This is a genomic window from Nonomuraea sp. NPDC050680 (assembly GCF_040654555.1).
In the GTDB taxonomy this organism is placed as follows: domain Bacteria; phylum Actinomycetota; class Actinomycetes; order Streptosporangiales; family Streptosporangiaceae; genus Nonomuraea.
This window is the reverse complement of record NZ_JBFAIF010000023.1, coordinates 1-26,643: the sequence shown is the minus strand read 5'-3', so window position 1 is coordinate 26,643 and position 26,643 is coordinate 1. Positions and strand designations below refer to the sequence as shown.

25 protein-coding genes are annotated in these 26,643 nt (G+C 71.1%); 18 read left to right on the top strand and 7 right to left on the bottom strand.

All coding sequences use genetic code 11. The features are described 5' to 3' along the window. Positions 1–52: 52 nt before the first annotated feature. From AB0H88_RS43630 to AB0H88_RS43620, 3 genes are all read right to left on the bottom strand, one after another. Positions 53–1,345: an MFS transporter gene (locus AB0H88_RS43630; RefSeq protein WP_357654689.1), complete on the bottom strand. Its 1,293-nt coding sequence runs from the start codon at positions 1,343–1,345 to the stop codon at positions 53–55. A gap of 165 nt (positions 1,346–1,510) precedes the next feature. Next, the gene (locus AB0H88_RS43625; protein WP_357654688.1) at positions 1,511–1,870 is read right to left on the bottom strand and encodes a nuclear transport factor 2 family protein; all 360 of its coding nucleotides are present in this window, start codon (positions 1,868–1,870) and stop codon (positions 1,511–1,513) included. A gap of 65 nt (positions 1,871–1,935) precedes the next feature. Then, positions 1,936–2,334 (bottom strand): hypothetical protein, encoded by a 399-nt coding sequence (locus AB0H88_RS43620; protein ID WP_357654686.1) that lies wholly within the window; start codon positions 2,332–2,334, stop codon positions 1,936–1,938. Positions 2,335–2,717: 383 nt separating this feature from the next. On the opposite strand from AB0H88_RS43620, the gene nuoB reads away from it, so the two are divergent. From nuoB to AB0H88_RS43590, 6 genes are read left to right on the top strand one after another with little or no spacing between them, the layout of a single operon-like run. Next, the gene (gene nuoB / locus AB0H88_RS43615; RefSeq protein WP_357654685.1) at positions 2,718–3,095 is read left to right on the top strand and encodes an NADH-quinone oxidoreductase subunit NuoB; all 378 of its coding nucleotides are present in this window, start codon (positions 2,718–2,720) and stop codon (positions 3,093–3,095) included. After that, positions 3,092–5,074: a proton-conducting transporter membrane subunit gene (locus AB0H88_RS43610; protein ID WP_357654684.1), complete on the top strand. Its 1,983-nt coding sequence runs from the start codon at positions 3,092–3,094 to the stop codon at positions 5,072–5,074. The genes nuoB and AB0H88_RS43610 overlap by 4 nt, the downstream gene beginning before the upstream one ends. A gap of 5 nt (positions 5,075–5,079) precedes the next feature. Further along, complete coding sequence (locus AB0H88_RS43605; protein ID WP_357654881.1) at positions 5,080–6,006, top strand: NADH-quinone oxidoreductase subunit H; 927 nt, start codon at positions 5,080–5,082, stop codon at positions 6,004–6,006. Positions 6,007–6,011: 5 nt separating this feature from the next. After that, on the top strand, positions 6,012–6,671 hold the full coding sequence (locus AB0H88_RS43600; protein WP_357654682.1) for a hypothetical protein: 660 nt from the start codon (positions 6,012–6,014) through the stop codon (positions 6,669–6,671). Further along, a complete protein-coding gene (locus AB0H88_RS43595; RefSeq protein ID WP_357654680.1) occupies positions 6,671–8,179 on the top strand; it encodes a proton-conducting transporter membrane subunit in 1,509 nt (502 codons plus the stop codon). The genes AB0H88_RS43600 and AB0H88_RS43595 overlap by 1 nt, the downstream gene beginning before the upstream one ends. Further along, positions 8,176–9,639 (top strand): NADH-quinone oxidoreductase subunit C, encoded by a 1,464-nt coding sequence (locus AB0H88_RS43590; RefSeq protein WP_357654678.1) that lies wholly within the window; start codon positions 8,176–8,178, stop codon positions 9,637–9,639. The genes AB0H88_RS43595 and AB0H88_RS43590 overlap by 4 nt, the downstream gene beginning before the upstream one ends. 44 nt (positions 9,640–9,683) lie before the next feature. On the opposite strand, the gene AB0H88_RS43585 is transcribed toward AB0H88_RS43590, so the two are convergent. Beyond that, positions 9,684–11,345, bottom strand: a complete 1,662-nt coding sequence (locus AB0H88_RS43585; protein ID WP_357654677.1) for a class I adenylate-forming enzyme family protein — start codon at positions 11,343–11,345, stop codon at positions 9,684–9,686. A gap of 217 nt (positions 11,346–11,562) precedes the next feature. Here AB0H88_RS43585 and argC point away from each other — a divergent pair, with 217 nt between their 5' ends. The 9 genes from argC to AB0H88_RS43540 are packed head-to-tail and all read left to right on the top strand — an operon-like array spanning position 11,563 to position 20,793. Further along, positions 11,563–12,585 (top strand): N-acetyl-gamma-glutamyl-phosphate reductase, encoded by a 1,023-nt coding sequence (gene argC / locus AB0H88_RS43580; protein ID WP_357654676.1) that lies wholly within the window; start codon positions 11,563–11,565, stop codon positions 12,583–12,585. A gap of 55 nt (positions 12,586–12,640) precedes the next feature. Next, positions 12,641–13,792 carry a bifunctional glutamate N-acetyltransferase/amino-acid acetyltransferase ArgJ gene (argJ, locus tag AB0H88_RS43575; RefSeq protein ID WP_357654675.1) on the top strand — a complete coding sequence of 384 codons (1,152 nt, stop codon included), beginning with the start codon at positions 12,641–12,643 and terminating at the stop codon, positions 13,790–13,792. Beyond that, positions 13,789–14,661 carry an acetylglutamate kinase gene (gene argB, locus AB0H88_RS43570; RefSeq protein ID WP_357654674.1) on the top strand — a complete coding sequence of 291 codons (873 nt, stop codon included), beginning with the start codon at positions 13,789–13,791 and terminating at the stop codon, positions 14,659–14,661. The genes argJ and argB overlap by 4 nt, the downstream gene beginning before the upstream one ends. Further along, the gene (locus AB0H88_RS43565) at positions 14,661–15,827 is read left to right on the top strand and encodes an acetylornithine transaminase (RefSeq protein ID WP_357654672.1); all 1,167 of its coding nucleotides are present in this window, start codon (positions 14,661–14,663) and stop codon (positions 15,825–15,827) included. Before argB ends, AB0H88_RS43565 begins: the two co-directional genes overlap by 1 nt. Continuing rightward, positions 15,824–16,765: an ornithine carbamoyltransferase gene (gene argF, locus AB0H88_RS43560; protein ID WP_357654670.1), complete on the top strand. Its 942-nt coding sequence runs from the start codon at positions 15,824–15,826 to the stop codon at positions 16,763–16,765. The genes AB0H88_RS43565 and argF overlap by 4 nt, the downstream gene beginning before the upstream one ends. Next, positions 16,762–17,268 (top strand): arginine repressor, encoded by a 507-nt coding sequence (locus AB0H88_RS43555; RefSeq protein ID WP_357654668.1) that lies wholly within the window; start codon positions 16,762–16,764, stop codon positions 17,266–17,268. The genes argF and AB0H88_RS43555 overlap by 4 nt, the downstream gene beginning before the upstream one ends. Before the next feature lie 29 nt (positions 17,269–17,297). Continuing rightward, the gene (locus AB0H88_RS43550; protein WP_357654667.1) at positions 17,298–18,497 is read left to right on the top strand and encodes an argininosuccinate synthase; all 1,200 of its coding nucleotides are present in this window, start codon (positions 17,298–17,300) and stop codon (positions 18,495–18,497) included. Positions 18,498–18,529: 32 nt separating this feature from the next. Beyond that, on the top strand, positions 18,530–19,951 hold the full coding sequence (gene argH / locus AB0H88_RS43545; protein WP_357654879.1) for an argininosuccinate lyase: 1,422 nt from the start codon (positions 18,530–18,532) through the stop codon (positions 19,949–19,951). An 8-nt stretch (positions 19,952–19,959) separates the two neighbouring features. Next, positions 19,960–20,793 carry a DNA-3-methyladenine glycosylase gene (locus tag AB0H88_RS43540; RefSeq protein ID WP_357654665.1) on the top strand — a complete coding sequence of 278 codons (834 nt, stop codon included), beginning with the start codon at positions 19,960–19,962 and terminating at the stop codon, positions 20,791–20,793. Here AB0H88_RS43540 and AB0H88_RS43535 read toward each other — a convergent pair. Continuing rightward, positions 20,733–21,134, bottom strand: coding sequence for a PH domain-containing protein (locus AB0H88_RS43535; RefSeq protein ID WP_357654663.1), 402 nt, complete (start codon positions 21,132–21,134; stop codon positions 20,733–20,735). The genes AB0H88_RS43540 and AB0H88_RS43535 overlap by 61 nt on opposite strands. Positions 21,135–21,218: 84 nt before the next feature. On the opposite strand from AB0H88_RS43535, the gene tyrS reads away from it, so the two are divergent. After that, positions 21,219–22,484: a tyrosine--tRNA ligase gene (tyrS, locus tag AB0H88_RS43530; protein ID WP_357654662.1), complete on the top strand. Its 1,266-nt coding sequence runs from the start codon at positions 21,219–21,221 to the stop codon at positions 22,482–22,484. A gap of 48 nt (positions 22,485–22,532) precedes the next feature. Here tyrS and AB0H88_RS43525 read toward each other — a convergent pair whose 3' ends face one another. Further along, positions 22,533–24,008, bottom strand: coding sequence for a glycosyltransferase family 39 protein (locus tag AB0H88_RS43525; protein WP_357654660.1), 1,476 nt, complete (start codon positions 24,006–24,008; stop codon positions 22,533–22,535). Between the two features lie 31 nt (positions 24,009–24,039). Here AB0H88_RS43525 and AB0H88_RS43520 point away from each other — a divergent pair, with 31 nt between their 5' ends. After that, complete coding sequence (locus AB0H88_RS43520) at positions 24,040–24,639, top strand: HAD family phosphatase (RefSeq protein WP_357654658.1); 600 nt, start codon at positions 24,040–24,042, stop codon at positions 24,637–24,639. 230 nt (positions 24,640–24,869) lie between these two features. Here the strand turns inward: AB0H88_RS43520 and AB0H88_RS43515 are convergent, their stop codons facing one another. Beyond that, positions 24,870–25,253, bottom strand: a complete 384-nt coding sequence (locus AB0H88_RS43515; protein ID WP_357654657.1) for a PPOX class F420-dependent oxidoreductase — start codon at positions 25,251–25,253, stop codon at positions 24,870–24,872. Between the two features lie 88 nt (positions 25,254–25,341). Between AB0H88_RS43515 and AB0H88_RS43510 the strand changes: the two genes are divergently transcribed. Further along, positions 25,342–25,785 (top strand): MarR family transcriptional regulator, encoded by a 444-nt coding sequence (locus AB0H88_RS43510; protein ID WP_357654656.1) that lies wholly within the window; start codon positions 25,342–25,344, stop codon positions 25,783–25,785. Positions 25,786–26,643: the final 858 nt, after the last annotated feature.

Sequence of the window (26,643 nt, the reverse complement as noted above, 5' to 3'; positions counted from 1 at the left end):
CGGGGAGGCGGCTGACCGCAGCGCGGGGAGGCGGCTGACCGCAGCCGTGTCTCTAGGCGGGGAGGCGGCCCTCTCGGCGGGCCTTCTCGGTCAGCGCGTGCTCGTCGGTGCGCGAGTCGTACCCGCGGAACTTCGGCAGCACCGCCGCCAGCCCGGCCACCGCCGCGACGCACAGCACGCCGCCCGCGCCCAGGGAGAACCGGGCGCCGCCCCACTGCGCCATCAGCCCGGCCCGGGCGTTGCCGAGCATCGGACCACTGGCGTAGGACAGCAGCTCGATGCCGGCCAGTCTGCCCCGCAGCTCGCTCGGGATCGTCTGGTTCCACATCGTCATGCGGAAGATGCCGCTGATCATGTCGGCCGCCCCGGCCAGCGCGAGGCAGAAGAAGATCGCCCAGACGTTCGGGATCGCCGCCGCCAGAGCCATCGCGGCGCCCCAGAGCGTCGCGGCGATGATCACGCCCATGCCCTGGCGGTGTACGCGCGCGGTCCAGCCGCCGGTGAGCGAGGCCACGAGGGAGCCCACCGCACCCGCCGAATAGAGCAGTCCGAGAGCCTGAGGCGCGCCGAGCTGATCGGCCAGGAACGGGAACAGCGCCGTCGACATCGCGAACAGCATCGCGGCGATGTCGACCAGGTAGGTGCCGACCAGGTCGCTGCGCCCCGCCGCGTAGCGCACGCCCTCGACCAGCGAGCTCAGCGACGCGGGCGCGGCGTCCTCGGCGGGCGGCACCGCCTTGATCCGCCAGAGCAAGGCCAGGGACAGGACGAAGCTCACCGTGTCGAGCCCGTAGGCGACGGCCGTGCCGAACGCCGTCACCAGCAGCCCGCCGAGAGCCGGGGCGACGATCGCGCCGAGGTTCCAGCGCAGGCTGGCCAGCACCGCGGCCGCCGCGAGCTGGTCGTGCCTGACCACCTGCGGGATCAGCGCCTCCAGGCTGGGCCGCTGCAGGCAGCCGATGCCCATCGCCAGGGCGCCGACCACGTAGAGGACCCAGATCTGCGGGTGGGGGAGCAGCGAGTTGACCATGAGCAGCCCCGAGGTCACCATCAGCCCCAGCTCGCTGAGCAGGATGACCGTACGCCGGTCGAGCGCGTCGGCGATGGCGCCGCCCCACAGCCCGCACACCACCATCGGCACGAACTCGGCCAGGCTCACCAGGCCGACCGCCACGTAGGAACCGGTGAGCTCCTTCATCTGGTACGGCACCGCGACCATGGTGATGAACGTGCCGAACATCGTGATGACACCCGATGTCATGAGCAGCCGATAGTCGCGCGAGTCGCGCAGCGGGCCCAGGTCGGGCGCAAGCCCGCGGAGCAGGCGTTTCAGTTGATCGGCCACGAGGTCTGATTCTGCGTCGCGGCCCTCGGCGCGGGCAAGCGGTTTATCTCGCGGTCCCCGGGCTCGGGCAAGTGGTTTATCTCGCGGTCCCCGGCTCGGGCAAGCGGTCTATCCGGCACAAGGCTGGGCCCCCGGAGCGTCTCCGGGGGCCCAGCGAATCCGTGTTCAGGCGGCGGGCACCTTGTCCAGGAAGCCCAGGACCCTGGCGATCCGGCCGTCCGCGGCCAGCTGCACCACGTCGAACCCGATCACCACCGGCTCCTCACCCGCCGGGCCCAGGTGCCAGGTGAACCGGGCGATGTCGTGGTGGGCGTCGTACACCTCGCCGGGGCTGAACACGAAGCCCGGGAACATGCCCTGCGCGCCCTCGATCAGCGCGGCGAGCCCGGCGTGCCCGGAGACCTCGGCCAGCGGGTCGGTGTAGGTGGCGTCCTCGGTCCAGACCTCGGCCACGGCCTTGGCGCGGGCGTCGGCGTCGGTCTCGTTCCAGGCGGCGATGTAGCGCTCGACCAGCTCGTTGCTCATGATTTTTCTGCCTTTCGGGTGATCTTGCAGGTAATGGTGATCTTGCAGGTAATGGGGAGAGAGGGTTAGCGGAGCCGGCGGAGGCCCATGATCTGCAGCTCGGCGAAGACGCCGACCACGATCGCCTGGCTGATCGCCCACACCGCGCCGATCGTGGTGAACTCCATCGCCCCGGTGACCACGGCGGCCACGCTGCCCACGGTCCAGACGGCGTTGAGCGCGATCACGGCCTTGGTCGCCGCCGGGCTGATCGCCTGGCGGCTCGCCAGCAGACCGACCGCCGCGCCGTACGCGAGAAGGAAGACGCCGATCCCCCTGAGCAGGCCCGCGTCCGGGCCGAGCAGGTCGCTCGCGGGACCGGCGGCGGCGAGGTAGACGAGCCCGTTGACACCGGTGACGACGGCGTCGAGGGCCAGCGCCAGGCGCAGGAACCTGGCGTGGTCGGTCACAGTGAGGGCGGTCATTTCGGCGCTCCCTTCGAGCGGTTCGTTCGGACATGAGAACCATGTCAGCGGGGGTGGGGGCGCCGCGATTACGCCAGAGGTAATGCGCGCGCTTATCTCCGGCTCCACCTGGGACGCCGCTCCCAAAAGAGGCGGCTGACCCGGTCCCGAGGCTCCCAAAAGAGGCGGTTGACCCGTCCCGAGGGAGATCTTTAGCGGTGCGCACTCCGAGCCAACCGCAGGCGCGGCATAGTGGTCAGCCCGGCGCGGGACGGTGTTCTCCCAGGTCGGGGCGATGGGGGGTCGCAGTGGGTCTGTGGGGAAAAATCCGGAAGACGGGGCGGATGGCCGAGCCACCGCTGGAACGCGGGAAAGATTGCGAAACGTCCGAGCTGTCGGGATCGGTGCAGATCCGCCACGTGGACGCGGGCTCGTGCAACGGCTGCGAGGTGGAGATCGCTTCGGTGTTCGGGCCGGTCTACGACGCGGAGCGCTACGGCGCCCGGCTGGTCGCCTCGCCGCGGCACGCCGACGCGCTGCTGGTCACCGGGCCGGTCACGCGCAACATGGAGATGGCGCTGCGCCGCACCTACGAGGCCGTGCCGGAGCCGCGCATGGTGATCGCGCTGGGCGACTGCGCGCGTGACTGCGGAGTGTTCGCGGGCGCGTACGGCGTCGTGGGCGCGGTGGGTGACGTGGTGCCGGTCGACGTCGAGGTGACCGGGTGCCCGCCGCCGCCCGAGGCGATCATCGAGGCGCTCCGCGGGATGACCGGGCGATGATCCTCTACGCGTGCGCCCTGGGCCTCTGCCTGGCCGCCGCCCTCGTCGCCCTGCTGCCCCCACGCGCGATCACCGTCGTGGCCGAGGTGATCACCGCGCTGGCCGGCGTGGTGGCGGCCGTGGCGGGGGTGCGGGCGACGCTCGGCCACGGCTGGTCGGCCTGGCTGCCCGACCTGCTGCCCCTGGGCGGCCTGCGCCTGGCGCTCGACCCGCTCGGCGGCCTGTTCACCGCCATCACGGGCGCGGTGACGGTGTGCGCGGCGATCCACGGCATCGGCTCCGGCGCGGCCAGGGCGACGCGGGCGGTCATGCCGCTGTTCGTGGCCGCCCTGCTCCTGGTGCCCGCGGCCGACAGCGTGAGCACGTTCCTGTTCGGCTGGGAGCTGATGGCGATGACCTCGCTCCTGCTCGTGGCGGCCGAGCACCGCGACCGGCCGTCGGTCAGGAAGGCCGCGCTGTGGTACGCCGTCATGACCCACCTCGGCCTGGTGACGATCATGTGCGGCCTCTGCTACCTGGCGGCCGGAGCCACGGGCGACGGCTTCGACCAGCTGCGCGCCGCCGAGCTGTCGCCCGCCGCCAGGGACGTGATCTTCCTGGCCACCCTGGCCGGGTTCGCGGCCAAGGCCGGGATCGTGCCGCTGCATGTGTGGCTGCCCAGGGCCTACCCGGCCGCGCCCGGTCACGTGTCGCCGCTGATGAGCGGGGCCATGGTCAATATGGGCGTCTACGGCGTGGTCAGGGTCGGGCTCGATCTGCTGCGCGGCGGTCCCGTCTGGTGGTGGTGGATCGTCCTGGCGCTCGGCGCCCTGTCCGCGCTGTACGGAGTGCTCCACGCCGCCATGGCCACCGACCTGAAACGGCTGCTCGGCTACTCCTCCACCGAGAACATGGGCCTGGTGCTCATCGGCGTCGGCGCGGCCGGCTTCTTCGCGGCCGATGGCGCCGGCCCGCTGGCCGCCCTCGCCCTCACCGCGGCCCTGCTGCACGTCGTCAACCACGCCGCGTTCAAGACGCTGCTGTTCCAGGCGGCCGGCTCGGTCCAGCGGGCGACGGGCACCAGGGATCTCGACGCGCTCGGCGGCCTGCGCACCCGCATGCCCTACACCACGGCCCTGTTCGCCGTCGGCGCCCTGTGCGCCTCGGCGCTGCCGCCCGGCAACGGCTTCGTCAGCGAATGGCTGCTGCTGCAGAGCCTCATCCACGCGCTGCCCGCCTCGGGGGTGGCGGGCGCGGTCACGATGCCGCTGGCCGTGGGCGCCATCGCGCTGACGGCGGGGCTGGCGGTGGCCACGTTCGTTAAGGCGTTCGGTGTCGGGTTCCTGGCCCGGCCGCGCAGCCCTGGCGCCGAGCGGGCGGTGGAGAGCCCGCGTACGGCGATCTGCGGGACGGCGCTGGCGGCGGCGGCCTGCCTGGTGCTCGCGCTCGACCCCGCGCTGGTCCTGCCCGCACTCACCGAGGCCGTCACGCGGGTGATCCCCGCGGACCGGCCGGTCACCGGAGAGGTGACGCTCCGGCTGAGCGCGATCACCGGCTCGATCTCGCCGGTCCTCATCGCGCTGGCGCTGGCGGGGGCAGTGGCGGCGGTGCTGTCGCTGGTCCGCGTGGTGGCCGCCCGGCGCCCACGCCGCCCGGCCCGCCTGTGGGACTGCGGCGCGGGACCGGTCTCGGCCCGCATGGAGTACACCGCCACCTCCTTCGCCGAACCCCTGCAACGGGTCTTCGTCGACGCCCTGCAACCGGAGAGCGCCATCGACGTGACAGCCGTCAAGGAGTCGGCCTACCTGGTGCAGCGGGTACGGTTCCGGGCCAGGGTGCCCGACCGGGTCGAACGGCGCCTGTACGAGCCGGTGCTGGCCGCCGTGGTCAGGCTCGGCGCGCAGGCGCGGCGACTGGCCGACGGCAGCGTCCACCGCTACCTGTCCTACGGCTTCTACGCGCTGACCGGCGTTTTGATCGTGCTGGCGGTGATCTCGTGATCGCCATGGTGCTGCAGGTGCTCCTGGTGGCCGCGGGCGCGCCGTTGCTCGTCGGCCTCATGCGCCAGGTCAGGGCCCGCCTGGAGGGGCGAGCGGGCGCCGGGGTGCGGCAGCCGTGGCGCGACCTGCGCAAGCTGGCCCGCAAGGAGCCCATCGCCCCGCACGGCACCGGCTACCTGTTCAGAGCCGCGCCCCCGTTGCTGGCCGGGACCACGCTGGTGGTCGCGGCGGCGGTGCCGCTGGTCACCGCCGCCTCGCCGCTCGACGGCGTCGCCGACCTGTTCGCGGTCGCCGCGCTGCTCGCGCTCGGCTCGGTGGCGCTGGCGCTGGGCGGGCTCGACACGGGCACCGCGTTCGGCGGGATGGGCGCCAGCCGGGAGATGACCGTGCTCGCCCTGGTCGAGCCGACGATCCTGCTGGCCGTCTTCGCCCTGTCGATCCGCGTGGGCACCACCGACCTCGGCGCGATCGTCACCGAGACCGCGAACAGCCCGCTGTCGGTCATCTCCCCGGTGAGCCTGCTGGCCGCCGTCGCGCTCGCGGTGGTCACGATCGCCGAGTCGGGCCGGATCCCGGTGGACAACCCGTCGACCCACCTGGAGCTGACGATGATCCACGAGGCGATGATCCTGGAGTACGCCGGCCCCGACCTGGCCCTCATCGAGTGGGCCTCGGCGATGCGGCTCACGGTCATGCTCGGGCTGTTCGCCGGGCTGTTCGCGCCGGTCGGCATCGCCACCGCGGGCGCCGGGCCGCTCATGCTGCTGGTCGCCGTGGTGGCGTTCGCCCTGAAGGTGGCGCTGCTGGGCGGCGTGCTGGCGGCCGGCGAGGTGTTCATGGCCAAGCTGCGCCTGTTCCGTATCCCCGAGCTGCTGGCCGGCTCGTTCCTGATGGCCCTGCTGGCGGTCGCCGCCTCCTTCTTCCTGGCGTGAGTGAGATGACTGATCCCGTGTACGTACAGGCGCTCGACCTGGCCTGCGGCGCCTTCCTGCTGACGGGGGTGCTGGTCCTGTGGCGGCGCGACCTGGCCGCGATCATCTGGCTGTTCGGGCTGCAGGGGGTGGCGCTGGGCGCCCTGATCGCGGTCAGGGGGTTGCACGAGGCCGACGTCGAGCTGACCGTGCTCGGGCTCGGGGTGGGGCTGCTGCGCGCGGTGCTCCTGCCCTACCTCATGAGGCGCGCGCTGGCGGCCGGCGAGGAGGGCCGCGAGGCCCGGCCGCACGTCAGCGTCGCCGCGTCGCTGCTGGTCACGGCCGTCCTGACGATGCTCGCGTACGCGGTCTCCCAGCCCCTCGTACGCCTGGCGCCCACGCCCGCCACCCAGGCCGTGCCGATCGCGCTGACCGTGCTGCTGGTGGGCTTCTTCGTGCTGGTCACCAGGAGGCGGGCGCTGTCGCAGGTGGTCGGCTTCCTGCTGATGGACAACGCCATCACCGCCGCCGCCTTCCTCACCACCACCGGGGTGCCGCTGGTGGTGGAGCTGGGCGTCTCGCTCGACGTGCTGCTGGCCGTACTGGCGCTGCAGGTTCTGACCACCCGGATGCGGGCCGCGTTCGGCGGCACCGACCTCGACGAGCTACGGGAGCTGCACGACTGATGGTGATCGTCCCGGTGGCGCTGCCGCTCGCGGCCGCGTGCCTGTATGCCTTGTTCGGCTGGAATCGTGTGACGGAGTGGCTCGGCGCCCTGTCCGCGGGCGGGCTGCTCGCCGCCGCCGTCCTGCTCGCGCGAGCCGGTGAGGGGAGCGGGCTGTGGGGGCTGCTGCGGGTGGACGCGCTCAGCGCGTACATGCTGATCGTGATCGGCGTCGTGGCGCTGCTGGCGATGCTGGCCAGCCCCGGCTACCTGCGGGCCGAGGCGGCCGCCGGCCATACGGGGCCGCGGGCCGCCCGCAGCTATGGGATCTTCACCCAGTGCTTCGTCGCGGCGATGGCGACGGCCGTGCTGGCCGCGAGCCTCGGGATGCTGTGGGTGGCGGTCGAGGCGACCACGATCCTGACCGCGTTCCTGGTCGGCTACCGCCGCACCAGGAAGGCCACCGAGGCGGCCTGGAAGTACGTGGTGATCTGCTCGGTCGGCATCGCGCTCGCGCTGCTCGGCCTGGTGATCGTGCACTACGCCGCCGTACACGCCGGGCTGTCCTCGCGCGAGGGGCTCGACTGGGTGTCGCTCGCCGGGCACGCCGGGGGGCTGGACCCGGGGGTGACGCGGATCGCGGTGGTGCTGCTCGTGCTCGGCTTCGGCGCCAAGGCGGGGCTCGCGCCGCTGCACGCCTGGCTGCCCGACGCCCACAGCCAGGCGCCCGCGCCGGTGTCGGCGCTGATGTCCGGGGTGCTGCTGTCGGTGGCCTTCTACGCGATCCTGCGGGTCAAGGTGGTCTCCGACGTGGCGCTCGGGACGGGGTTCTGCCGGATGCTGCTGATCGTGGTGGCGCTGGCGTCGCTGGCCGTGGCGGCGGCGCTGCTGATCGGGCAGCGCGACTTCAAGCGGATGCTGGCCTATTCGAGCATCGAGCACATGGGGCTGATCGCGCTCGGCGCGGCCATCGGCAACGGGCTGGCGCTGGGGGCCGTGCTGCTGCACATCCTCGGGCACGGGCTGGGCAAGTCGGTGCTGTTCATCGGCTCGGGGCGGATCCAGCAGGCTGCCGGCAGCAGCAGCGTCGACGCGGTGCGCGGGCTCGGCGGCCGGGCGCCCGGACTGGCCACGGCCTTCGGGCTCGGGCTGCTGGCGCTGCTGGGGTTGCCGCCGTTCAGCCTGTTCGCCAGTGAGCTGGGGATCGTGCGGGCGGGGTTCGCGGCCGGGCTCGGCTGGGCGGTGGCGCCCGCGCTGGTGCTCATGCTGGTGATCGTCGCCGGGGTGGGCAGGGCGGCGGGCCGCATGCTGCTCGGCACCGCACCACCGGACGGCTCCGGCGAGCGGTCGTGCGGGGCGGGGGACGGCTCCGGCGGGCGGTTGCGCGGCGCGGGTGTGCCGCTGGTCGTCGGGCTGGTGGCGTGCGCGGTGCTCGGTGTGACGCTGGGGCCGCTCCGGCCGCTCCTGGAGTCCGCGGTCACCATCGCAACTGCCGGCCCGCCGCTGAGCGCCATGGGAGGTGCGCGATGACGGCAACGCTCCCGCTGGTCGCCGAGATCGGGCCCGGCGAGCTCGTCGGGTGCGCCGCCGAGCTGCTGGCCCTGGGACACCGCGTCGCGCTCGTGGCCGCGCACGCCGAGGACGATGGTTTCCGGCTCGTCTACCTGTTCACCGCCGCCCGTCCGGCGAGGAGGACCGAGCTCCACGTACGCCTGACCGAACCCGCCGTGCCCAGCCTGGCCACACTCTCCTTCCCCGCCGGCCGCTTCGAACGGGAGATCCGCGACCTGTACGGCATCACCCCCGAAGACCACCCGCTGCCCAGCCGCCTGGTCCGGCACCACCACTGGCCCCGAGGCTGGTACCCGATGCTGCCCGACGCGGGCCCGCCACCGTCGTTCGGCGACCCCGAGGGCCCGTACCCGTTCGGTGACGTGGAGGGCGACGGCGTCTACGAGATCCCGGTCGGCCCCGTGCACGCGGGCTGCATCGAGCCGGGCCACTTCCGCTTCTCGGTGGTCGGCGAGACGATACTCAAGCTCAAGGCCCGCCTCTGGTTCGTGCACAAGGGCCTTGAGCAGCTCTTCGAGGGCCGCCGCCCGGAAGACGGGCTGGCCCTGGCCGAGCGGGTCAGCGGCGACACCTCGGTCGGCCACGCCCTGGCCTACTGCCTGGCCGTCGAGGAGGCCACCGGCACGGCCGTCGACCCCGATTCGCAGCGCGTCCGAGCCGTGCTGCTGGAGCTCGAACGCCTCTACAACCACGTCGCCGACCTGGGCGCGCTGTGCAACGACGTCGCCCACAGCGTGCTGCAGGCCCACTGCGGAACCGTCCGCGAGCGGCTGCTGCGCGTCAACGCCGAGGTCACCGGCCACCGCCTGCTGCGCGGCGCGATCCGGCTCGGCGGCGCCGAGCCGCTGGCCCTGCCCGACACCGCCAGGCTCGCGGCGCTCGGCGCCGAGGTGGCCGAGATCGTCGGGCTCGCGCTCGGCCACGGCGTGGTGTCGGACCGGTTCACCGGCACCGCCGTGCTCACCGAGCGGGCGGCCGCGGACCTGGGCACGCTCGGCTACGTGGCCAGGGCCAGCGGGCTCGACGTCGACGCCCGCCGCGACCATCCGTTCATCGACCTGGGGCCGTTCCCGGTGGCGATCCGGTCCGGGGGAGACGTGCTGGCCCGCTTCCAGGTCAGGGCCGACGAGATCGCCGCCTCGATCGGGCTGATCGATCGGCTGGCGCACACCTCGGGTGACTGGAGCCTGCCCGACGGGCGGCGTGGCTCGGGCGTGGGCATCGTCGAGGGCTGGCGGGGCACGATCGTCCATCGCGTCGAGCTGGGCAAGGACGGCAGGCTGGCCAGAGTGAAGATCGCCGATCCGTCGTTCTTCAACTGGCCCGCCCTTCCGGTCGCGCTGGGCGGGGCGATCGTGCCCGACTTCCCGCTGGTGAACAAGAGCTTCAACCTGTCCTACGCGGGAAACGATCTCTAGCCGCCCAGCCTCACGGCCTCTAGGCGCCCAGCCCTTTACGGCCTCTAGCCGCCCAGCACCTCGCGGCGCAGGTGGGTCTTGAGGATCTTGCCGCCCGGGTTGCGCGGCAGCTCCGTCTCTCTGAACCAGATGTGGGCGGGGATCTTGAACTTGGCGATGCGCTCCGCCAGGAAGGATTGGAGCTCCTCGGAGGTGGTCGAGGTGCCCGGCTTGAGCCGGACTACCGCGCCCACCTCCTCGCCCAGCTCGTCGTGCGGGACGCCGATCACCGCGGCGTCGTCCACCGCCGGGTGCTCGAACAGGGCCGCCTCCACCTCGGCGGAGTAGACGTTCTCGCCGGCCCTGATGACCATGTCCTTGGCCCGGTCCACGATATAGACGAAGCCGTCCTCGTCGATTCTGGCCAGGTCACCGGTGTGCAGCCAGCCGTCGACGAAGGTCTGCGCCGTCGCCTCCGGCTTGTTCCAGTAGCCCATGATGACGTTCGCGCCGCGTACGCACAGCTCGCCCACCTCGCCGGGCGGCAACTCCTCGCCCAGCGGGCCGGTCACCCGCACGTCGACCACGGCCGTGGGCAGACCGATGCTGTCGGGCCTGGCCAGGTAGTCAGGGCCCCCGTTTCCGATGGCCAGGCCGGTCGTCTCCGTCATGCCGTAGCCGTTGGAGGCGGCGCGGTCGGGCAGGTTCTCGCCGATGCGCTCCAGCAGCTTCGGCGGAGCCGGTGCCCCGCCGTAGCCGAGGGTGGTCAGCGACGACAGGTCGTACTTGACGAAGTCGGGATGCGACATCAGCTGCCACGCGTTGGTCGGCACGCCGATCATCGCGGTGATCCGCTCCCGCTCGATGAGCCGCAGTGCCTGCCCGGGGTCCCACTTGTACATGAGGACCAGCCCGCCGCCCGCGAACATGGTGGTGGTCAGCGCGGAGAAGCAGCCGGTGACGTGGAACAGCGGCACGGTCAGCAGCGTCACCCGGCGCGCGCCCGTCGCCGCGGCGACGTCCTTGCCCGCCAGCGCGACCGCCCGCATCAGCCCGTAGGCGAGGGTCATCGGCGACTGGCCCAGGTTGCGGTGGCTGCCCAGCGCCCCCTTGGGGCGCCCGGTCGTGCCGGAGGTGTAGAAGATCGTGGCCGGATCCTCGGGGGAGAGCTGGACGTCCGGCAGCGTCACATCCCCGGTGACCTCACCCAGCACCTCACCGAACGAGCGCGCGCCCGCGGGCACCTCGCCTCTGGCCACGATCATCGGCACGCCCGCGTCCGCGAGCCGGACGGCCCGCTCGCCGTCCACGATCAGCACCTTGGCGTCGCAGTCGCGTACGCCGTACGCCAGCTCCGACTCGGTCCACCACGCGTTGAGCGGCACGGCGATCGCCCCGGCGGCGAGGGCGGCGGAGAAGGCCACCACCCACTCTGGATAGTTGCGCATGGCCACGACCACCCGATCGCCCTTGGCCACGCCGTAGTCCGTCACCAGGCGGTCGGCGAGCGTCGCCGCCCGCCGGAAGTGCTCCTCGAAGGTGATGTGCTCGTCCTCGTAGACGAGGAACTCCTTCTCGCCGTGGTATCTGCTCATCTCCAGCAGGGCGCGGAAGTGACCCGGCGCATGTTTCCAGGTCCGCACTCCCGTATCGCCGATCTCCTCCATCTCGAAAAGCTGGCCAGGACCGGTGAGCTGGGCTTGGACCTGGGCATGAGAAAGAGTCATGCGAAGTACTCCCGCGGTGGACGGCTCTATCGGATAAATCACAGTACCGACCGGTAGGTACGTCGCGCTAGACCGCGAAATCCGGATGAAACGGGCGGTTAACCGTCTCGCTATGTGAGCGCAATGGCGCGCCCAGCTTGCGCGTTCATGCCCTGGAGTGCATCATCGTCACAGTAAGGACATGAGTTTAGGTGCATGATTATGCAGGGGGTTCGGCATGAGAGCGGCGATCGCGGGAGCCAGCGGCTACGCGGGCGGTGAGCTTCTGCGCCTGCTGCTCGGGCATCCGGAGCTCGAGATCGGCACGCTCACCGCGGCCGCCAGCGCGGGCAGCGCGCTCGGCGCCCACCAGCCGCACCTTCCGCAACTGGCCGACCGGATCATCGAGGACACCACCCCCGAAACGCTGGCCGGGCACGACGTGGTCTTCCTGGCCCTGCCGCACGGCCACTCCGCCGCCGTCGCCGCCCAGCTCCCCGCGAGCACGGTCGTCGTCGACTGCGGCGCCGACCACCGGCTCGCCGACCCGGCCGCCTGGCAGGAGTTCTACGGCGGCGAGCACGCCGGCACCTGGCCCTACGGCCTGCCCGAGCTGCCCGGCCAGCGCGAGGTGCTCAAGGACGCCAAGCGCATCGCGGTGCCCGGCTGCTACCCGACCTCCGTCATCCTCGCCCTGCTGCCCGCCTTCGCCGCCGGCCTGGCCGAGCCCGACGTGGTCGTCGTCGCGGCCAGCGGCACCAGCGGCGCGGGCAAGGCGCTCAAGCCCAACCTGCTCGGCAGCGAGGTCATGGGCTCGGTCAGCGCCTACGGCGTGGGCGGCGTCCACCGGCACACTCCGGAGATGGAGCAGGCGCTCGGGGCGGTCGCGGGCACCCCGGTCCGTGTCTCGTTCACCCCGACGCTGGCCCCGATGAGCCGCGGCATCCTGGCCACCTGCACCGCCCCCGCCGCGCCCGGGCTGACCAAGGCCGCCGTGCGCGAGGCGTACGAGAACGCGCTGGCCAAGGAGTCGTTCGTCAACCTGCTGCCCGAGGGCACCTGGCCCGCCACCGCGATGACCTACGGCGCCAACACCGCCGCTCTGCAGGTGACGCTCGACGAGCGCGCGGGCCGCGTGGTCGCCGTCATCGCCATCGACAACCTCACCAAGGGCACGGCCGGAGGCGCGATCCAGAGCGTCAACCTCGCACTCGGCCTGCCGGAAGAGCTCGGCCTCCCCCTGACAGGAGTTGCTCCGTGAGAGAGCGCAGCCTACCAACCGACACAGCAGTCCCGCGGCCGACGGAGGAGGGCGCATGAGCGTGACCGCTCCCCTCGGTTTCAGAGCCGCGGGCGTCGCCGCGGGCATCAAGTCCGGCGACGCGCGCGACCTGGCCCTGGTCATCAACGACGGACCGAACCACGCCGCGGCCGGTGTCTTCACCGCCAACCGCGTCAAGGCGGCCCCGGTCCTGTGGTCGCAGCAGGTCCTGCGCGGCGGCCGGGTCCGGGCCGTCGTCCTCAACTCGGGCGGCGCCAACGCCTGCACCGGCCCCGAGGGCTTTCAGGACACGCACGCCACCGCCGAAAAGGCGGCCGAGGTGCTCCAGGACTCGGCGGGCGAGATCGCGGTCTGCTCCACCGGCCTGATCGGCGAGCGGCTGCCCATGGACGCGCTGCTGGCCGGGGTGGAGCGCGCCGCGGCGCAGCTGTCCCGCGACGGCGGGCTGGCCGCGGCCGACGCCATCCGCACCACCGACACCGTCTCCAAGATCTCCTTCAAGCGCGCCGACGGGTACATGGTGGGTGGCATGGCCAAGGGCGCGGGCATGCTCGCCCCGGCCCTGGCCACCATGCTCTGCGTGATCACCACCGACGCCGACCTCACCGCCGAGGAGCTCGACGCCGTGCTCCGTGAGGCCACCTCCAAGACCTTCGACCGCCTCGACGCCGACGGCTGCATGTCCACCAACGACACCGTCCTGCTGCTGGCCAGCGGCGCCGCCGGAGTCAAGCCGGACCTGGCGGAGTTCGGGCAGAAGGTCACCGAGGTCTGCGCCGACCTGGCCAGGCAGCTGCTGGTCGACGCCGAAGGCGCGTCCAAGGCCATCGCCATCGAGGTGGTCGGCGCGGCGTCGGAGGACGACGCGGTCAAGGTCGGCCGCACCGTCTCCCGCTCGAACCTGCTCAAGTGCGCCATCCACGGCGAGGACCCCAACTGGGGCCGCGTGCTGGCCGCCGTCGGCACCACCGACGCCGTGTTCGAGCCCGACCGGCTGAACGTGGCCATCAACGGCATCTGGATCTGCCGCGGCGGCGCCGTCGGCGACGACCGGAGCAAGGTGGACATGCGCCCGCGCGACGTGACGATCACCATCGACCTGTCGGCGGGCGCCCACTCGGCCACCGTCCACACCACCGACCTGACCGCGGACTACGTCCACGAGAACTCGGCGTACTCCTCATGAGGACCATCACCGCTCATACCAAGGCGGACACCCTCATCGAGGCCCTGCCCTGGCTGGCCCGCTTCCACGGCGCGACCGTCGTCATCAAGTACGGCGGCAACGCGATGATCGAGCAATCGCTCATGGAGGGCTTCGCCGAGGACATCGGCTTCCTGCACTACGCCGGTCTGCGGCCGGTCGTGGTGCACGGCGGCGGCCCGCAGATCAGCAAGCACCTCGACCGGCTCGGCATCGAGTCGACGTTCACGGCCGGGCTGCGCGTCACCACGCCCGAGGCCATGCAGGTGGTCCGGATGGTCCTGGTCGGCCAGGTCAACCGCGACGTGGTCGGCCTGATCAACCGGCACGGCCCGCTCGCGGTCGGCATGTCGGGCGAGGACGCCCACCTGTTCACCGCCGAGCGCAAGCACGCGCTCGTCGACGGCGAGCAGGTCGACATCGGCCAGGTGGGCGAGATCGTCAAGGTCGACCCGGGCGCCGTCCAGGCCATGATCGACAACGGCCGCGTCCCCGTGGTCTCCAGCGTCGCCCGCGGCGAGAACGGGGAGATCTACAACGTCAACGCCGACACGGCCGCCGCCGCGCTGGCCGTCTCCCTCCAGGCGCAGAAGCTCATCGTCCTGACCGACGTCGAGGGCCTGTACGCCGGCTGGCCCGACGACACCGACGTGATCGACAAGCTCGACGGCGCCGAGCTGGCGGCCATGCTGCCCTCGCTGTCCAGCGGCATGAAGCCGAAGATGGAGGCCTGCCTGACGGCGGTCCAGGGCGGTGTCCCCCAAGCGCACATACTCGACGGCCGGGTCTCCCACTCGCTGCTGCTCGAGATCTTCACCGACCAAGGAATCGGAACCATGGTGATGCCCTGATGAACCTTCGCGACAGGTTCGAACAAGCCTTCATGCCCAACTACGGCGTCCCGCCGATCGCCCTGGCACGAGGCGAGGGCACCCGTGTGTGGGACGTGGACGGCAGGGAATACCTCGACTTCGTCGGCGGCATCGCCGTCAGCTCGCTCGGCCACGCCCACCCGGCCCTGGTCGAGGCGGTCTCCAAGCAGGTCGCGACGCTCGCGCACACCAGCAACCTGTACCTGCACGAGCCGGAGGTGCTGCTCGCCGAGCGGCTCCTCGGCCTGCTGAACGCCCCCGGCCGCGTCTTCTTCGCCAATTCCGGCACCGAGGCCAACGAGGCCGCCTACAAGCTGGCCCTCAAGTACGGCAGGCGCGACGGCCGCACCTACTTCGTCGCCGCCGAGAACGGCTTCCACGGCCGGACCATCGGCGCGCTCTCGCTGACGGGCAAGAAGTCGATCCGCGACCAGTTCGGCCCGTTCCCGGTAGAGGTCCAGTTCGTCCCGTACGGCGACGCCACCGCCCTCAAGGAGGCCGTGACCGGCGACTGCATCGCGGTGTTCCTGGAGCCCACCCAGGGCGAGGCAGGCGTGGTCCCGCCGCCCGACGGCTATTTCGCGGCGGCCCGCGAGATCTGCGACTCGACCGGCGCGCTGCTGGTCGCCGACGAGATCCAGTCCGCGATCGGCCGCACCGGGCACTGGTTCGCGCACCAGGCCGACGGGGTCACCCCCGACATCCTGACCCTGGCCAAGGGCCTGGGCGGCGGCCTGCCGATCGGGGCGTGCGTCGGCTTCGGCGACTCGGGCCGGCTGTTCGACAAGGGCGATCACGGCTCCACGTTCGGCGGCAACCCGGTCTCGTGCGCGGCGGCGCTGGCCGTACTCGACAACCTCGACCTCGACCACGTGCGGACGACCGGCGCCCGGCTGCGGGCCGGGCTCGAAGCGGTCTCCCATCCGTTGCTGAAAGGCGTGCGCGGCCGCGGCCTGTGGCTGGGTGTCGTGCTGGCCGAGCCGGTCTCCGGCAAGGTGCAGACGGCGGCGGCCGAGGCGGGTTTCCTGGTCAACGCGCTGCAGCCGGACGCCGTACGGATCGCGCCGCCGCTGGTCGTGACGGCCGAGCAGGTCGACGCGCTCGTCGCCGCGTTCCCCCAGATCCTCGCCGAGGCGGCGAAATGAGGCCCTCGGACTCGCGGCCCGTCAGGCACTTCCTGAGGGATGACGACCTGTCGCCCGCCGAGCAGGCCGACGTTCTCGACCTGGCCGCCGCGATGAAGAAGGACCGCTACGGCTACCGCCCCTTCGAAGGGCCGCAGACCGTCGCCGTCCTGTTCGACAAGCCCTCGACCAGGACCCGGGTCTCCTTCGCCGTCGGCGTCGGCGAGCTGGGCGGGCTCCCGCTCGTCATCGACGGCGGCAGCTCCCAGATGGGCAGAGGCGAGCCGATCGAGGACACCGCCAGGGTGCTCGAACGCCAGGTCGCCGCGATCGTCTGGCGCACCGGCGCCCAGACGGGCCTCGATGCCATGGCCGCGGGCACCGCCGTGCCGGTGGTCAACGCGCTGACCGACGAGTTCCACCCCTGCCAGATCCTCGCCGACCTGCTGACCGTCCGCGAACGGTTCGGCAGTACGACCGGGCTGACGCTGACCTATCTGGGCGACGGCGCCAACAACATGGCCCACTCCTACCTGCTGGGCGGCGCCACGGCCGGGATGCACGTGCGGATCGGCGCCCCGGTCGGCTACCAGCCGGACGCCGTCATCCTCGACCAGGCCGCCGCGATCGCCGCGACGACCGGCGGTTCGGTGACCTCGCTGACCGACCCGGTCGCCGCCGTCCAGGGCACGCACGTCGTCGCCACCGACACCTGGGTGTCGATGGGCCAGGACGGCAAGGACGAGCGAGTCCGCGCGCTCATGCCATACCAGGTCAACTCCGAGCTCATGGGGCACGCCGCACACGACGCGATCGTGCTGCACTGCCTGCCCGCCTACCGCGGCTACGAGATCACCTCCGAAGTGATCGACGGCCCGCGCAGCGCGGTGTGGGACCAGGCCGAGAACCGGCTGCACGCGCAGAAGGCGCTGCTCCACTGGCTGGTGAGCACCGCGTGACCATCCCGATGACCAAGGTCGCGCGGCAGGCGAGGATCACCGACCTGCTGCAGCGGCAGGCCGTCCGCTCCCAACCGGAGCTGGCCAAGCTGCTGGCCGAGAGCGGCGTGGAGGTCACCCAGGCCACGCTCTCGCGCGATCTGGACGAACTCGGCGCGCTCAAGCTGCGCGCCGAGGACGGCTCGCTGGTCTACGCCCTGCCCGGTGAGGGCGGCGGCCGCATCCGGGTGGCCAGGCTGGGCACCGGCGAGTCCCCGGCCGCCCGGCTGCACCGGATCGCGGAGGAACTGCTGGTCTCCGCCGAGGCGTCGGCCAACCTGGTCATCGTCAGGACTCCGCCGGGCGCCGCCCAGTTCATGGCCTCCGCCATCGACCACGCCGACTGGGAGTCCATCCTCGGCACGGTGGCGGGCGACGACACGATCCTCGTGATCAGCCGCGACCCCCAGGGCGGGAGTGTCGTCGCCGAGGCCTTGCTGAGGATCGCCGCCCGGCGTACTTAGCCCGTTCTACGAAGATTTTGGAGGCACCGATGAGTCAGAGAGTGGTACTCGCCTTCTCCGGCGGTCTGGACACGTCCGTGGCCATCCCGTTCCTGGCCGAGAAGATGAACGCCGAAGTGATCGCCGTCGCCGTGGACCTGGGACAAGGCGGCGAGGACATGGAGGTGATCCAGAAGAGGGCCATGGACTGCGGCGCGGTCGAATCCGTCGTGGTGGACGCCAAGGAGGAGTTCGCGGCCGACTTCTGTGTGCCCGCGCTGCAGGCCAACGCCCTCTACATGGACCGCTATCCGCTCCTGTCGTCGCTGTCGCGGCCGCTCATCGTCAAGCACCTGGTGAGCGCGGCCAAGCAGCTCGGCGGCACGATCGTCTCCCACGGCTGCACCGGCAAGGGCAACGACCAGGTACGGTTCGAGGCCGGCCTGGCCGCGCTCGCGCCCGACCTGCAGGTCGTCGCCCCGGCCCGCGACTTCGCCTGGACCCGCGACAAGGCGATCGAGTACGCCGAGCAGAAGGGCCTGCCGATCGAGACCTCCAAGAAGAACCCGTTCTCCATCGACCAGAACCTGTGGGGCAGGGCCGTCGAGACCGGCTTCCTCGAGGACATCTGGAACGGCCCCACCGAGAACGTCTACGCCTACACCGCCGACCCGGCCGTCACCCGTGACCCCGACGAGGTGGTCATCACCTTCGAGCAGGGCGTCCCGGTCAAGCTCGACGGGCGTTCGCTCACGCCGTACCAGGTGATCGACGAGCTGAACACCCGCGCCGGCGCGCAGGGCGTCGGCCGGATCGACATGGTCGAGGACCGGCTCGTCGGCATCAAGTCGCGCGAGGTGTACGAGGCGCCCGGCGCGATCGCGCTGATCACCGCGCACATGGAGCTGGAGAACGTCACCGTCGAACGGGACCTGGCCCGCTTCAAGCGCGGTGTCGACCAGCGCTGGAGCGAGCTCGTCTACGACGGCCTGTGGTTCTCGCCGCTCAAGGACGCCCTCGACGCGCTCATCGCCGAGGCCCAGAAGCACGTCACCGGCGACATCCGGATGACTCTGCACGGCGGCAAGGCCACCGTCACCGGCCGCCGCTCCGAGCAGTCGCTGTACGACTTCTCGCTGGCCACCTACGACACCGGCGACACTTTCGACCAGTCGCTGGCCAAGGGCTTCGTCCAGCTGTTCAGCCTGCCCTCCAAGATCGCCGCCGCGCGCGACGCGAAGAAAGGATGATGTGCACTATGGTCGCGGGGGACGAGAAGGAGATGACGTTGAGTGATGGCAAGCCGATGCGGCTGTGGGGCGGGCGATTCGAAGGAGGTCCCGCCGACGCGCTGACCCGGCTGTCGGTGAGCGTGCACTTCGACTGGCGGCTGGTGCCGTACGACCTGGCGGCGTCCAGGGCGCACGCCCGGGTGCTGCACAGGGCGGGGTTGCTGAGCGACGACGAGCTCGAACGCATGATCGGCGCGCTCGACGATCTGGAGCGGGCCTGCAAGGTGGGCGAGTTCCGGCCGACGGTCGCCGACGAGGACGTGCACACCGCGCTCGAACGCGGCCTGCTGGAGCGGCTCGGCTCGCTCGGCGGCAAGCTGCGCGCCGGCCGGAGCCGCAACGACCAGATCGCCACCGATCTGCGCCTCTATCTGCGCGACCACGCCCGCACGATCGTCTCCCGGCTGGTCGAGCTGGAGACGGCGCTGATGGCCCAGGCCGAGCAGCACGCCGAAACGGCCGCGCCCGGCATGACCCACCTGCAGCACGCGCAGCCGGTCTCCTTCGGTCACCAGTTGCTCGCGCACGTGCACGCCTTCGCCCGCGACATCGACCGGCTCACCGACTGGGACCGCCGCGCGGGCGTCTCGCCGCTCGGCGCCGGCGCGCTGGCCGGCTCGTCGCTGCCGCTGGACCCGGAGGCCGTGGCCGTCGAGCTGGGCTTCTCCTTCGCCGCGCTCAACTCCATGGACGCGGTGTCCGACCGTGACTTCGCGGCGGAGTTCCTGTTCGACGCGGCCCTGATCGGCGTGCACCTGTCGCGGCTCGGCGAGGAGATCGTGCTGTGGGCCTCGCAGGAGTTCCGCTGGATCGAGATGGACGACGCCTACTCCACCGGCTCGTCGATCATGCCGCAGAAGAAGAACCCCGATGTCGCCGAGCTCGCCCGCGGCAAGTCCGGGCGGCTCATCGGCAATCTCATGGCGTTGCTCACGACCCTCAAGGGCCTGCCGCTCACCTACAACCGTGACCTGCAGGAAGACAAGGAGCCGGTGTTCGACTCGGTCGACACGCTGCTGCTCGTCCTGCCCGCGATGGCCGGCCTGGTCGCCACCATGCGGGTCAACACCGCGCGCCTGGAGGCGTCGGCTCCCGACGGTTTCGCGCTGGCCACCGACCTCGCCGAGCTGCTCGTGCGGCGCGGCGTGCCGTTCCGCGACGCGCACGAGGCGGTCGGCCACCTGGTGGTGTGGTGCCAGGTCAACGACAAGGACCTGGGCGACCTGACCGACGACGAGCTGGGCAAGGTCTCGCCGCACCTCACCCCTGACGTCCGCGACGTGCTCAACGTCCCCGGCGCCCTCGCCGCCCGCAAGTCCCACGGCGGCACCGCGCCCGACCGGGTCCGCGACCAGCTCGTCGCGCTGCGCGAGACGGTCGACGCCCAGGCGGCGTGGGCCGCGGGAGCCTAGCGCCCGGCATGGAATCCGGGACCCTGGATTCGGCGCCCCTGCCACGGGGCTTCTTCGACCGGCCGTCGCACGTGGTCGCGCCCGACCTGCTCGGGCGCGTGCTCGTGCACGGTCCGGTCGCGGTCCGCCTCACCGAGGTCGAGGCGTACGGCGGCCCCGGCGAGGATCCGGCGGCCCATACCTACCGGGGACGGACCGCCAGGAACGCGGTGATGTTCGGGCCACCTGGGCATCTGTACGTGTACTTCACCTACGGCATGCACTTCTGCGCGAACCTGGTGTGCCTGCCCGAGGACCACGGGTCGGCGGTGCTGCTGCGGGCCGGTGAGGTGGTGGCGCGGGCCGACCTGGCCCGCTCGCGCCGCTCAGGAGGCGGCGATGTGGACGGCTCCGGAGGCGCCTATGTGGACGGCGGCGGCCCACCTGCCTCCCGGCGCAAGCCGATCGCCGACCGCGACCTCGCCCGCGGCCCCGCCCGGCTGGCGGTCGCCCTCGGGCTGGCGCGCGAGCACAACGGGCTCGACGCCGTATGGGAGGGCTCGCCGGCCGTGTTGCCGCACTTCCATGAGACGGGAGACGGCTCTCGCGGCTCTCGCGGTGATCAGCCCGAACACGCGGCTTGGCTCACCGGGCTGCCCAAGGGGACCGTGGCCGTGCTCGGCGGGCGGCCCGCCGAGGCGGACACGATCAGGTCGGGGCCGCGCACCGGGATCTCAACCGCCAAGGACACCCCGTGGCGGTTCTGGATCGACGGCGACCCGACCGTCTCGCCCTTCCGGGCTCACGCCCCGCGCCGCCGCAACACCGCGGCCACCTCGGTCGGGGAGGCACCGAGCTCGTGAGCGCTGAAGATGTGCAGGTGGTCGCCCGTGTCGATCTCCAGCATCTCGCTGCGCAGCCCGTACCTCCTGCGTACGTCCACCTGGATGTCCTCGATCGCCTCCCACGGGACGTGCCGATGGCCGGCGAAGCCGTGCACCACGGTGAGACCGCTCTCGTCGGCCGCCAGCCGTACCGGGACCAGGACGTCACGCAACCCCATGGCCCCCACCAGCAGGGCGGCCGGCACGGCCAGCACCACCCCGCGTACATCACCCTGCGCATACCAGAACAGGGCGAGACCGGCACACACCACAGCCCCTAGGATCTTGAAAACGGCCAGCTCGCGACGGACCTTCCACATGGCGACCGAGAGTATCCAAGTGGCGGTCATCCGGTGCGATCGGGCAGTCTGTAACCACTCGACGTCTCCTGGAAAGCCAGCACCGTGACCGACATTCTCGATGAGCTCGAATGGCGCGACGTCCTCGCGCAGACCACCGACATCGACGCCCTGCGCGGGGCGCTGTCGAAGGGTCCGATCACGGTCTATGCGGGCTTCGACCCGACCGCGCCGTCCCTGCACATGGGCAACCTGGCCACCCTGCTGATCCTGACCCGCTTCCAGCGGGCGGGCCACAAGCCGATCGGCCTGGTCGGCGGCGCCACCGGCCTGATCGGCGACCCCAGCGGCCGCAGCACCGAACGCGTACTCAACACCACCGAGGTCGTGGAGGAATGGGTCTCCCGGATCCGGGTGCAGGTGGAGAAGTTCCTGACCTTCGACCAGAGCCCCACCTCGGCCGCGCTGGTCAGCAACCTGGACTGGACCGCCGAGATGTCGGCCATCGACTTCCTGCGCGACATCGGCAAGCACTTCCCCGTCAACCGGATGCTCGCCCGCGAGTCGGTAGCGGCCCGGCTCGGCGGTGAGGGACTCAGCTACACCGAGTTCAGCTACCAGATCCTGCAGGCCAACGACTACCTGGAGCTCTACCGGCGCAACGGCTGCACGCTCCAGGTCGGCGGCAGCGACCAGTGGGGCAACATCACGGCCGGCGTCGACCTGGTCAGGCGCGTCGAGGGCGGCCACGTGCACGCCCTGACCGGCAAGCTGATCACCAAGGCCGACGGCACCAAGTTCGGCAAGACCGCAGGCGGGTCGGTCTGGCTCGACGGCGCGCTGACCTCTCCCTACGCCTTCTACCAGTACTTCCTCAACGCCGACGACCGCGACGTGGTGCGCTTCCTGAAGGTGTTCACCTTCCGCGAGCGCGAGGAGATCGAGGCGCTGGAGAAGGCGGTCGCCGACCGCCCGTTCGCCCGCGAGGCGCAGCGGACGCTGGCCGAGGACCTGACCACGCTCGTCCACGGCGCCGACGAACTGGCGGCCGTCGTGGCGGCGTCCAAGGCGCTGTTCGGTCAGGGGTCGCTCGAAGAGCTGCCCGGCTCGACGCTGGCGGCGGCGCTGGCCGAGGTGCCGAAGGCGACGGTCCCGGCTCTCGGGGCGCCGTTCGTGGACCTGCTGGCGGACAGCGGGCTGGTGGAGTCGAAGTCGGCGGCCAGGCGGGCGGTGAAGGAGGGCGGGGCGTACCTCAACAACGTCAAGATCACCGATGAGGCGTACGTGCCTGAGGCCTCGGACCTGCTCCACGGGCGGTTCATGGTGCTGCGACGCGGCAAGAAGGCGGTCGGCGGCGTCGAGGTCGGCTGACTTGAGTTGGGTGGGTCCTTCCCCTTTCCCGGGGGAAGGACCCTGGGCTTATCTGTGGGCGAACAGGGCTACGGTGAGGCCGGGCGTCTCCGCCGAGTGCCAGGCCCCGGTCTGCTCGTAGCCCGCCTCCCGTACGGCCTTCACCCGCGGCAGCTTCTGCCCGGCGGACTTCACCCCGCGCCACACGACCCAGACCCGCCCCCGATCGGCCAGCGCGGCGCCGACGTCATCGCGCTCAGGAAAGCCGAACCCCTCGGCCTCCGGAGCGGCCCCCAGTCGCAGCACGTCGTCCGGCATCGACCCGTCACGGTAGTAGTCGAACCCCGCCCGCACCGAGCTCTGCCCGAACACGATCGCGTCCCCCGGCCGCGCGTCCACCTTGCGCACGGCCCACGGAAAGTCCTCGAAGCGCCCGTTGGCCTCCCGCACCTCCACCTGCTGCGGTACGCCCACCGCCACGGCGACCACCACCAGCCCGCAGCAGGCCACCACCCCTCCCCGCGGAACACTCGCCACCGCGATCCCCGCCAGCAACGCCAGAGCGGGCGCGGCGACGAACAGGTACCGGTCCACATAGACCGGCGTCACCAGATGCGACACGGCCAGCAGCAGGACGGGCGGCAGCACCAGCCAGCCCAGCAGCGTCCCCGCCCACGGCCTGTTACGGAGCAGCACCACGCCGGCCAGCGCCACCACGAACAGCACCACCCCCACCTCGGTGCTCCCCGCCGCCATCTTCGGGAACTTCAGCAGCACCTCCGCCCCGCGCTGCGGGATCCAGCTGATCGCATGCCGCTCGCCGTACCCGACCAGACCGAGCATGAGCGCGGGCAGGCAGCCGACGGCGACCGCGGGCGCCCACCTCAGGAGCACGGTACGGCGGGGGAGCAGCGCGACGACGGCGACCAGTTGAGCGGGCAGCACGAGCACCGCGAACAGATGCGTGCAGCACACCAACCCCACTGCCGCCGCATAGATCACCCAGGGCGCGCGCTCCTCCGGCTGCTGGGCCTGCCGGGCTCGCGGGGCCTGCTCCTGGGCTCGCGTGGCGCGGTGAAGGGCCCAGAACGAGAAGACCACCGCGGCGGCCGCGGGCGCGTACGATCGGGCGAAGGCACCGTAGTACGACACCGACGGCAGCGCCGCGAACAGCAGGCCGGCCGTCACCCCCGCCCACGTACTGTGCAGCCGCCGCCCCAGGTCCACCAGGAACCACGCGGCGACCCCGATGGCCAGCGCCGACGGCAGCCGCAGCCACAGCTCCGCGGTCCCGGCCTGCGCCCAGAGCTGCATGAACAGGTAGTACGGCAGGAAATGACCGTCGATGTGCCGCGCCAGCTCCCACAGCCCCGGCAACGACCGCGACGCGGCGCTGATCGTGGCCAGCTCGTCACCGTTCAGGGAGGCGGAGCCCGAGCCGCTGAACGCCACGGCTCCGGCGATTCCGGCCACCCACCACGGGCTCGACCTGCGCGAACGTACGACTGGCCGGGCTGGAGGGGCGAGGGTGGAGGCGGTGGTCACCGGGGCAGAATACGCGCATAGGCTCAGATTTATGCCTGAAGTGATCGTGTTCGACCTTTACGGAGTTATCGCCCGCGTCCAGACGGCTGACGCCAAACAGAACCTCGTCGACCTTGCCGACGTGCCGGGGGAGCGCTTCTGGGAGGCGTACTGGGGGTGCCGGCCCGATTATGACGCCGGTCAGGACGCTCTGGCGTACTGGGCGGCGGTCGCCGGACGGCTGGGCACACGGTTCGCCGACGTGGACGCGCTGATGGCGGCCGACCTGGAGAGCTGGTGCCACGTGGACGACGAGATGGTCGCCGTGGTGCACGAACTGGCCGATCGGGGAAGGACGCTGGGGCTGCTGTCGAACATCGTCCCCGACCTGGTGCCGGTGTGGGAGGCGCGGCACGGTGACTGGCTGGGACGGTTCGCGTCGCTGACGTACTCGTGCCGGATCGGGGTGGCGAAGCCGGACCGGCGGGCGTACGAGATCTGCGCCCAGCGGTTGGGGGTGGAGCTGGGGGAGGCGCTGTTCTTCGACGACAGCGAGGTCAATGTGGTCGCGGCTCGGGAGGCGGGGATGGCGGCGGAGCTGTTCACGTCGCCGGCGCAGGTGCGCGCGCTCACGCTTTCTGGGGGGTCTTGAGCGTCCATACCGCCCACCCGCAGCGGTCTCGCACTGGCGGGATCGCACTCCCTTCCGGGGTGGCACTCCCTTCCGGGATCGCACTCCCTTCCGGGATCGCACTCCCTTCCGGGATCGCACTCCCTTCCGGGATCGCACTCCCTTCCGGGGTGGCACTCCCGGAGTTGCTCGGGCGGCGGCTCGGGTCATGGCGGCCGCCCCCGGGCTTCACCGGCAGGTCGTTGATCGTTTCACTGGCTGGTCGTACGTGTCGGCCGGGCGACGATGACCACCCGCCGCTCCGCGTCGCCCACCGGCCGGTCATACGGCAGGCCGTAGCGGGTGGCGAGCACGTCGAAGAAGTCGCCCGACGGGTCAGGATCGATCCGCTCCACCACTGCCCGGATCTCCAGGTACCGGTACGGCTTGTCGGGGTCGTTGATGGAAACCGCCAGGCTCCCATTTGCCGCGACATTTCGGTATTTCTGGCGGTCCGTGGTCGTAGTGAAGCGCAGGAACTCCCCGTCCCACACTGTCCAGACCGGGTTCACATGGGGCTTCCCGTCTGGCGCGATGGTGGCCAGATGCGCGAACAGCGGCCTGGTCAACAGGTCCAGATGGCTCTCAGGGATCATGTGACGCCTCCTCATTCGGTGTACGGCTATGCACGCTATCAAAGCTTTGATAATCGTCAACGCTAGATTGCTTGTACTATCTCGTACCATGGGCATGCCCGCAGAGGAACGTCTCGGCCTCGACATCAAGCGAGCCGAGCAGGAACTGATCGCCGCCAAGCAGGTCGCGGTCAGGCCCGCGGGGCTGACAGTGCCGCAGTACGCGACGCTCTACGTATTAGCGGCCAACCCCGGCATCTCGGCCGCCGCGCTCGCCCGAGCCTGCCTGGTGACCCCGCAGGCGATGACCGTGGTGCTGAAAAACCTCGAGGCACGCGGGCTGGTCGAACGTACGCCGCACCCATGGCACGGCAATGTCCTGGAGACCCGGCTCACAGACGCCGGCCGCGCCGCGCTGGAGAAGGCGGACGAGCGGGCGGTGCGAATAGAGCAGGCGATAGCGGACGAATTCACCACAGAGGAGCGTGACACCCTGCGCTCCCTCCTCCGGCGCTGCGGAACGGCGATCGACCGGGCATCCTCGCAACTGTGAACCCTTACCCCGGCCTCTATCCCGGGCATTCCGCAGTGATGACGTCCCGCAGAGCGGTATGGTTTCTCGGCCACTCGGCCCTGATCATCCCTGGTAGAGGCCATGCAACGAGATCGTGGATCACCATTCGGCGGGACGTCATCCCGCAGTGCCACGTTCACCTGTCGGTCCGCGCTTCTGCTCGGTCCGGGATCCGTGCGGTCCGGGATCCGTTCCTGGAGGAGAGGCCGCAGCACCCCAAGAGCGACCTGGCGAGTCGGCAATGGTTCCGAGCCGCGACATGTCCCGCGATCTCCCTCGGAAACTAGGAACATGTCCCGCAATGTCCCTAGTTTCCGTGGCTTGGACGCTTCGAGTCTCCGATCTGCTCTGCGTTTTCGCAGATCAGGGCCGGCCATGCCGGAAATCCTGCGGAGACCTGGAGAGCGGGCGTGAACGCCGATTTGACGTAGGGCGAACGGCGACCTAATCTTCTCTTCGCCCCGGGAGTGAGCCGGACGCCGAGCAGGCGGACGGGCCCCCAGGGCAAACCCCTTGAGAACAGAGCCACTCGGCCAGGCGCTTCCATGCGCTCGCTGGCACGAGTCGTCTCGGGTGCGCTCAGATCACCGGAAAATCGGTTGATTCGACAAGCCCAGGATGGCACGGTAAGTTACGAGGGTTGCCCCGGAGACGGGGTGCACAATCTTAGCTAGGTTGCTCGACTCCAAGCAAGTCTCCGATTTGCACGAAGCCGACAAGCTCGATAAGATTAAGGCACAACGAAAACGAAATGAACGCCTCTCGCAGGTTGGGGAGTACGCGTCCGTTTCTTGAGAACTCAACAGTGTGTTAAAAGCCAGTGCATGATGCACAACC

Excerpts from the sequence above, each read along its gene's own strand:
- AB0H88_RS43625 (WP_357654688.1), bottom strand. The coding sequence starts at position 1,870 with ATGAGCAACGAGCTGGTCGAGCGCTACATCGCCGCCTGGAACGAGACC.
- AB0H88_RS43620 (WP_357654686.1), bottom strand. The coding sequence starts at position 2,334 with ATGACCGCCCTCACTGTGACCGACCACGCCAGGTTCCTGCGCCTGGCG.
- AB0H88_RS43610 (WP_357654684.1), top strand. The coding sequence starts at position 3,092 with ATGATCCTCTACGCGTGCGCCCTGGGCCTCTGCCTGGCCGCCGCCCTC.
- AB0H88_RS43605 (WP_357654881.1), top strand. The coding sequence starts at position 5,080 with ATGGTGCTGCAGGTGCTCCTGGTGGCCGCGGGCGCGCCGTTGCTCGTC.
- AB0H88_RS43600 (WP_357654682.1), top strand. The coding sequence starts at position 6,012 with ATGACTGATCCCGTGTACGTACAGGCGCTCGACCTGGCCTGCGGCGCC.
- AB0H88_RS43595 (WP_357654680.1), top strand. The coding sequence starts at position 6,671 with ATGGTGATCGTCCCGGTGGCGCTGCCGCTCGCGGCCGCGTGCCTGTAT.
- AB0H88_RS43590 (WP_357654678.1), top strand. The coding sequence starts at position 8,176 with ATGACGGCAACGCTCCCGCTGGTCGCCGAGATCGGGCCCGGCGAGCTC.
- AB0H88_RS43585 (WP_357654677.1), bottom strand. The coding sequence starts at position 11,345 with ATGACTCTTTCTCATGCCCAGGTCCAAGCCCAGCTCACCGGTCCTGGC.
- argC (WP_357654676.1), top strand. The coding sequence starts at position 11,563 with ATGAGAGCGGCGATCGCGGGAGCCAGCGGCTACGCGGGCGGTGAGCTT.
- argJ (WP_357654675.1), top strand. The coding sequence starts at position 12,641 with ATGAGCGTGACCGCTCCCCTCGGTTTCAGAGCCGCGGGCGTCGCCGCG.
- argB (WP_357654674.1), top strand. The coding sequence starts at position 13,789 with ATGAGGACCATCACCGCTCATACCAAGGCGGACACCCTCATCGAGGCC.
- AB0H88_RS43565 (WP_357654672.1), top strand. The coding sequence starts at position 14,661 with ATGAACCTTCGCGACAGGTTCGAACAAGCCTTCATGCCCAACTACGGC.
- argF (WP_357654670.1), top strand. The coding sequence starts at position 15,824 with ATGAGGCCCTCGGACTCGCGGCCCGTCAGGCACTTCCTGAGGGATGAC.
- AB0H88_RS43550 (WP_357654667.1), top strand. The coding sequence starts at position 17,298 with ATGAGTCAGAGAGTGGTACTCGCCTTCTCCGGCGGTCTGGACACGTCC.
- argH (WP_357654879.1), top strand. The coding sequence starts at position 18,530 with ATGACGTTGAGTGATGGCAAGCCGATGCGGCTGTGGGGCGGGCGATTC.
- AB0H88_RS43540 (WP_357654665.1), top strand. The coding sequence starts at position 19,960 with ATGGAATCCGGGACCCTGGATTCGGCGCCCCTGCCACGGGGCTTCTTC.
- AB0H88_RS43535 (WP_357654663.1), bottom strand. The coding sequence starts at position 21,134 with ATGTGGAAGGTCCGTCGCGAGCTGGCCGTTTTCAAGATCCTAGGGGCT.
- AB0H88_RS43520 (WP_357654658.1), top strand. The coding sequence starts at position 24,040 with ATGCCTGAAGTGATCGTGTTCGACCTTTACGGAGTTATCGCCCGCGTC.
- AB0H88_RS43515 (WP_357654657.1), bottom strand. The coding sequence starts at position 25,253 with ATGATCCCTGAGAGCCATCTGGACCTGTTGACCAGGCCGCTGTTCGCG.
- AB0H88_RS43510 (WP_357654656.1), top strand. The coding sequence starts at position 25,342 with ATGGGCATGCCCGCAGAGGAACGTCTCGGCCTCGACATCAAGCGAGCC.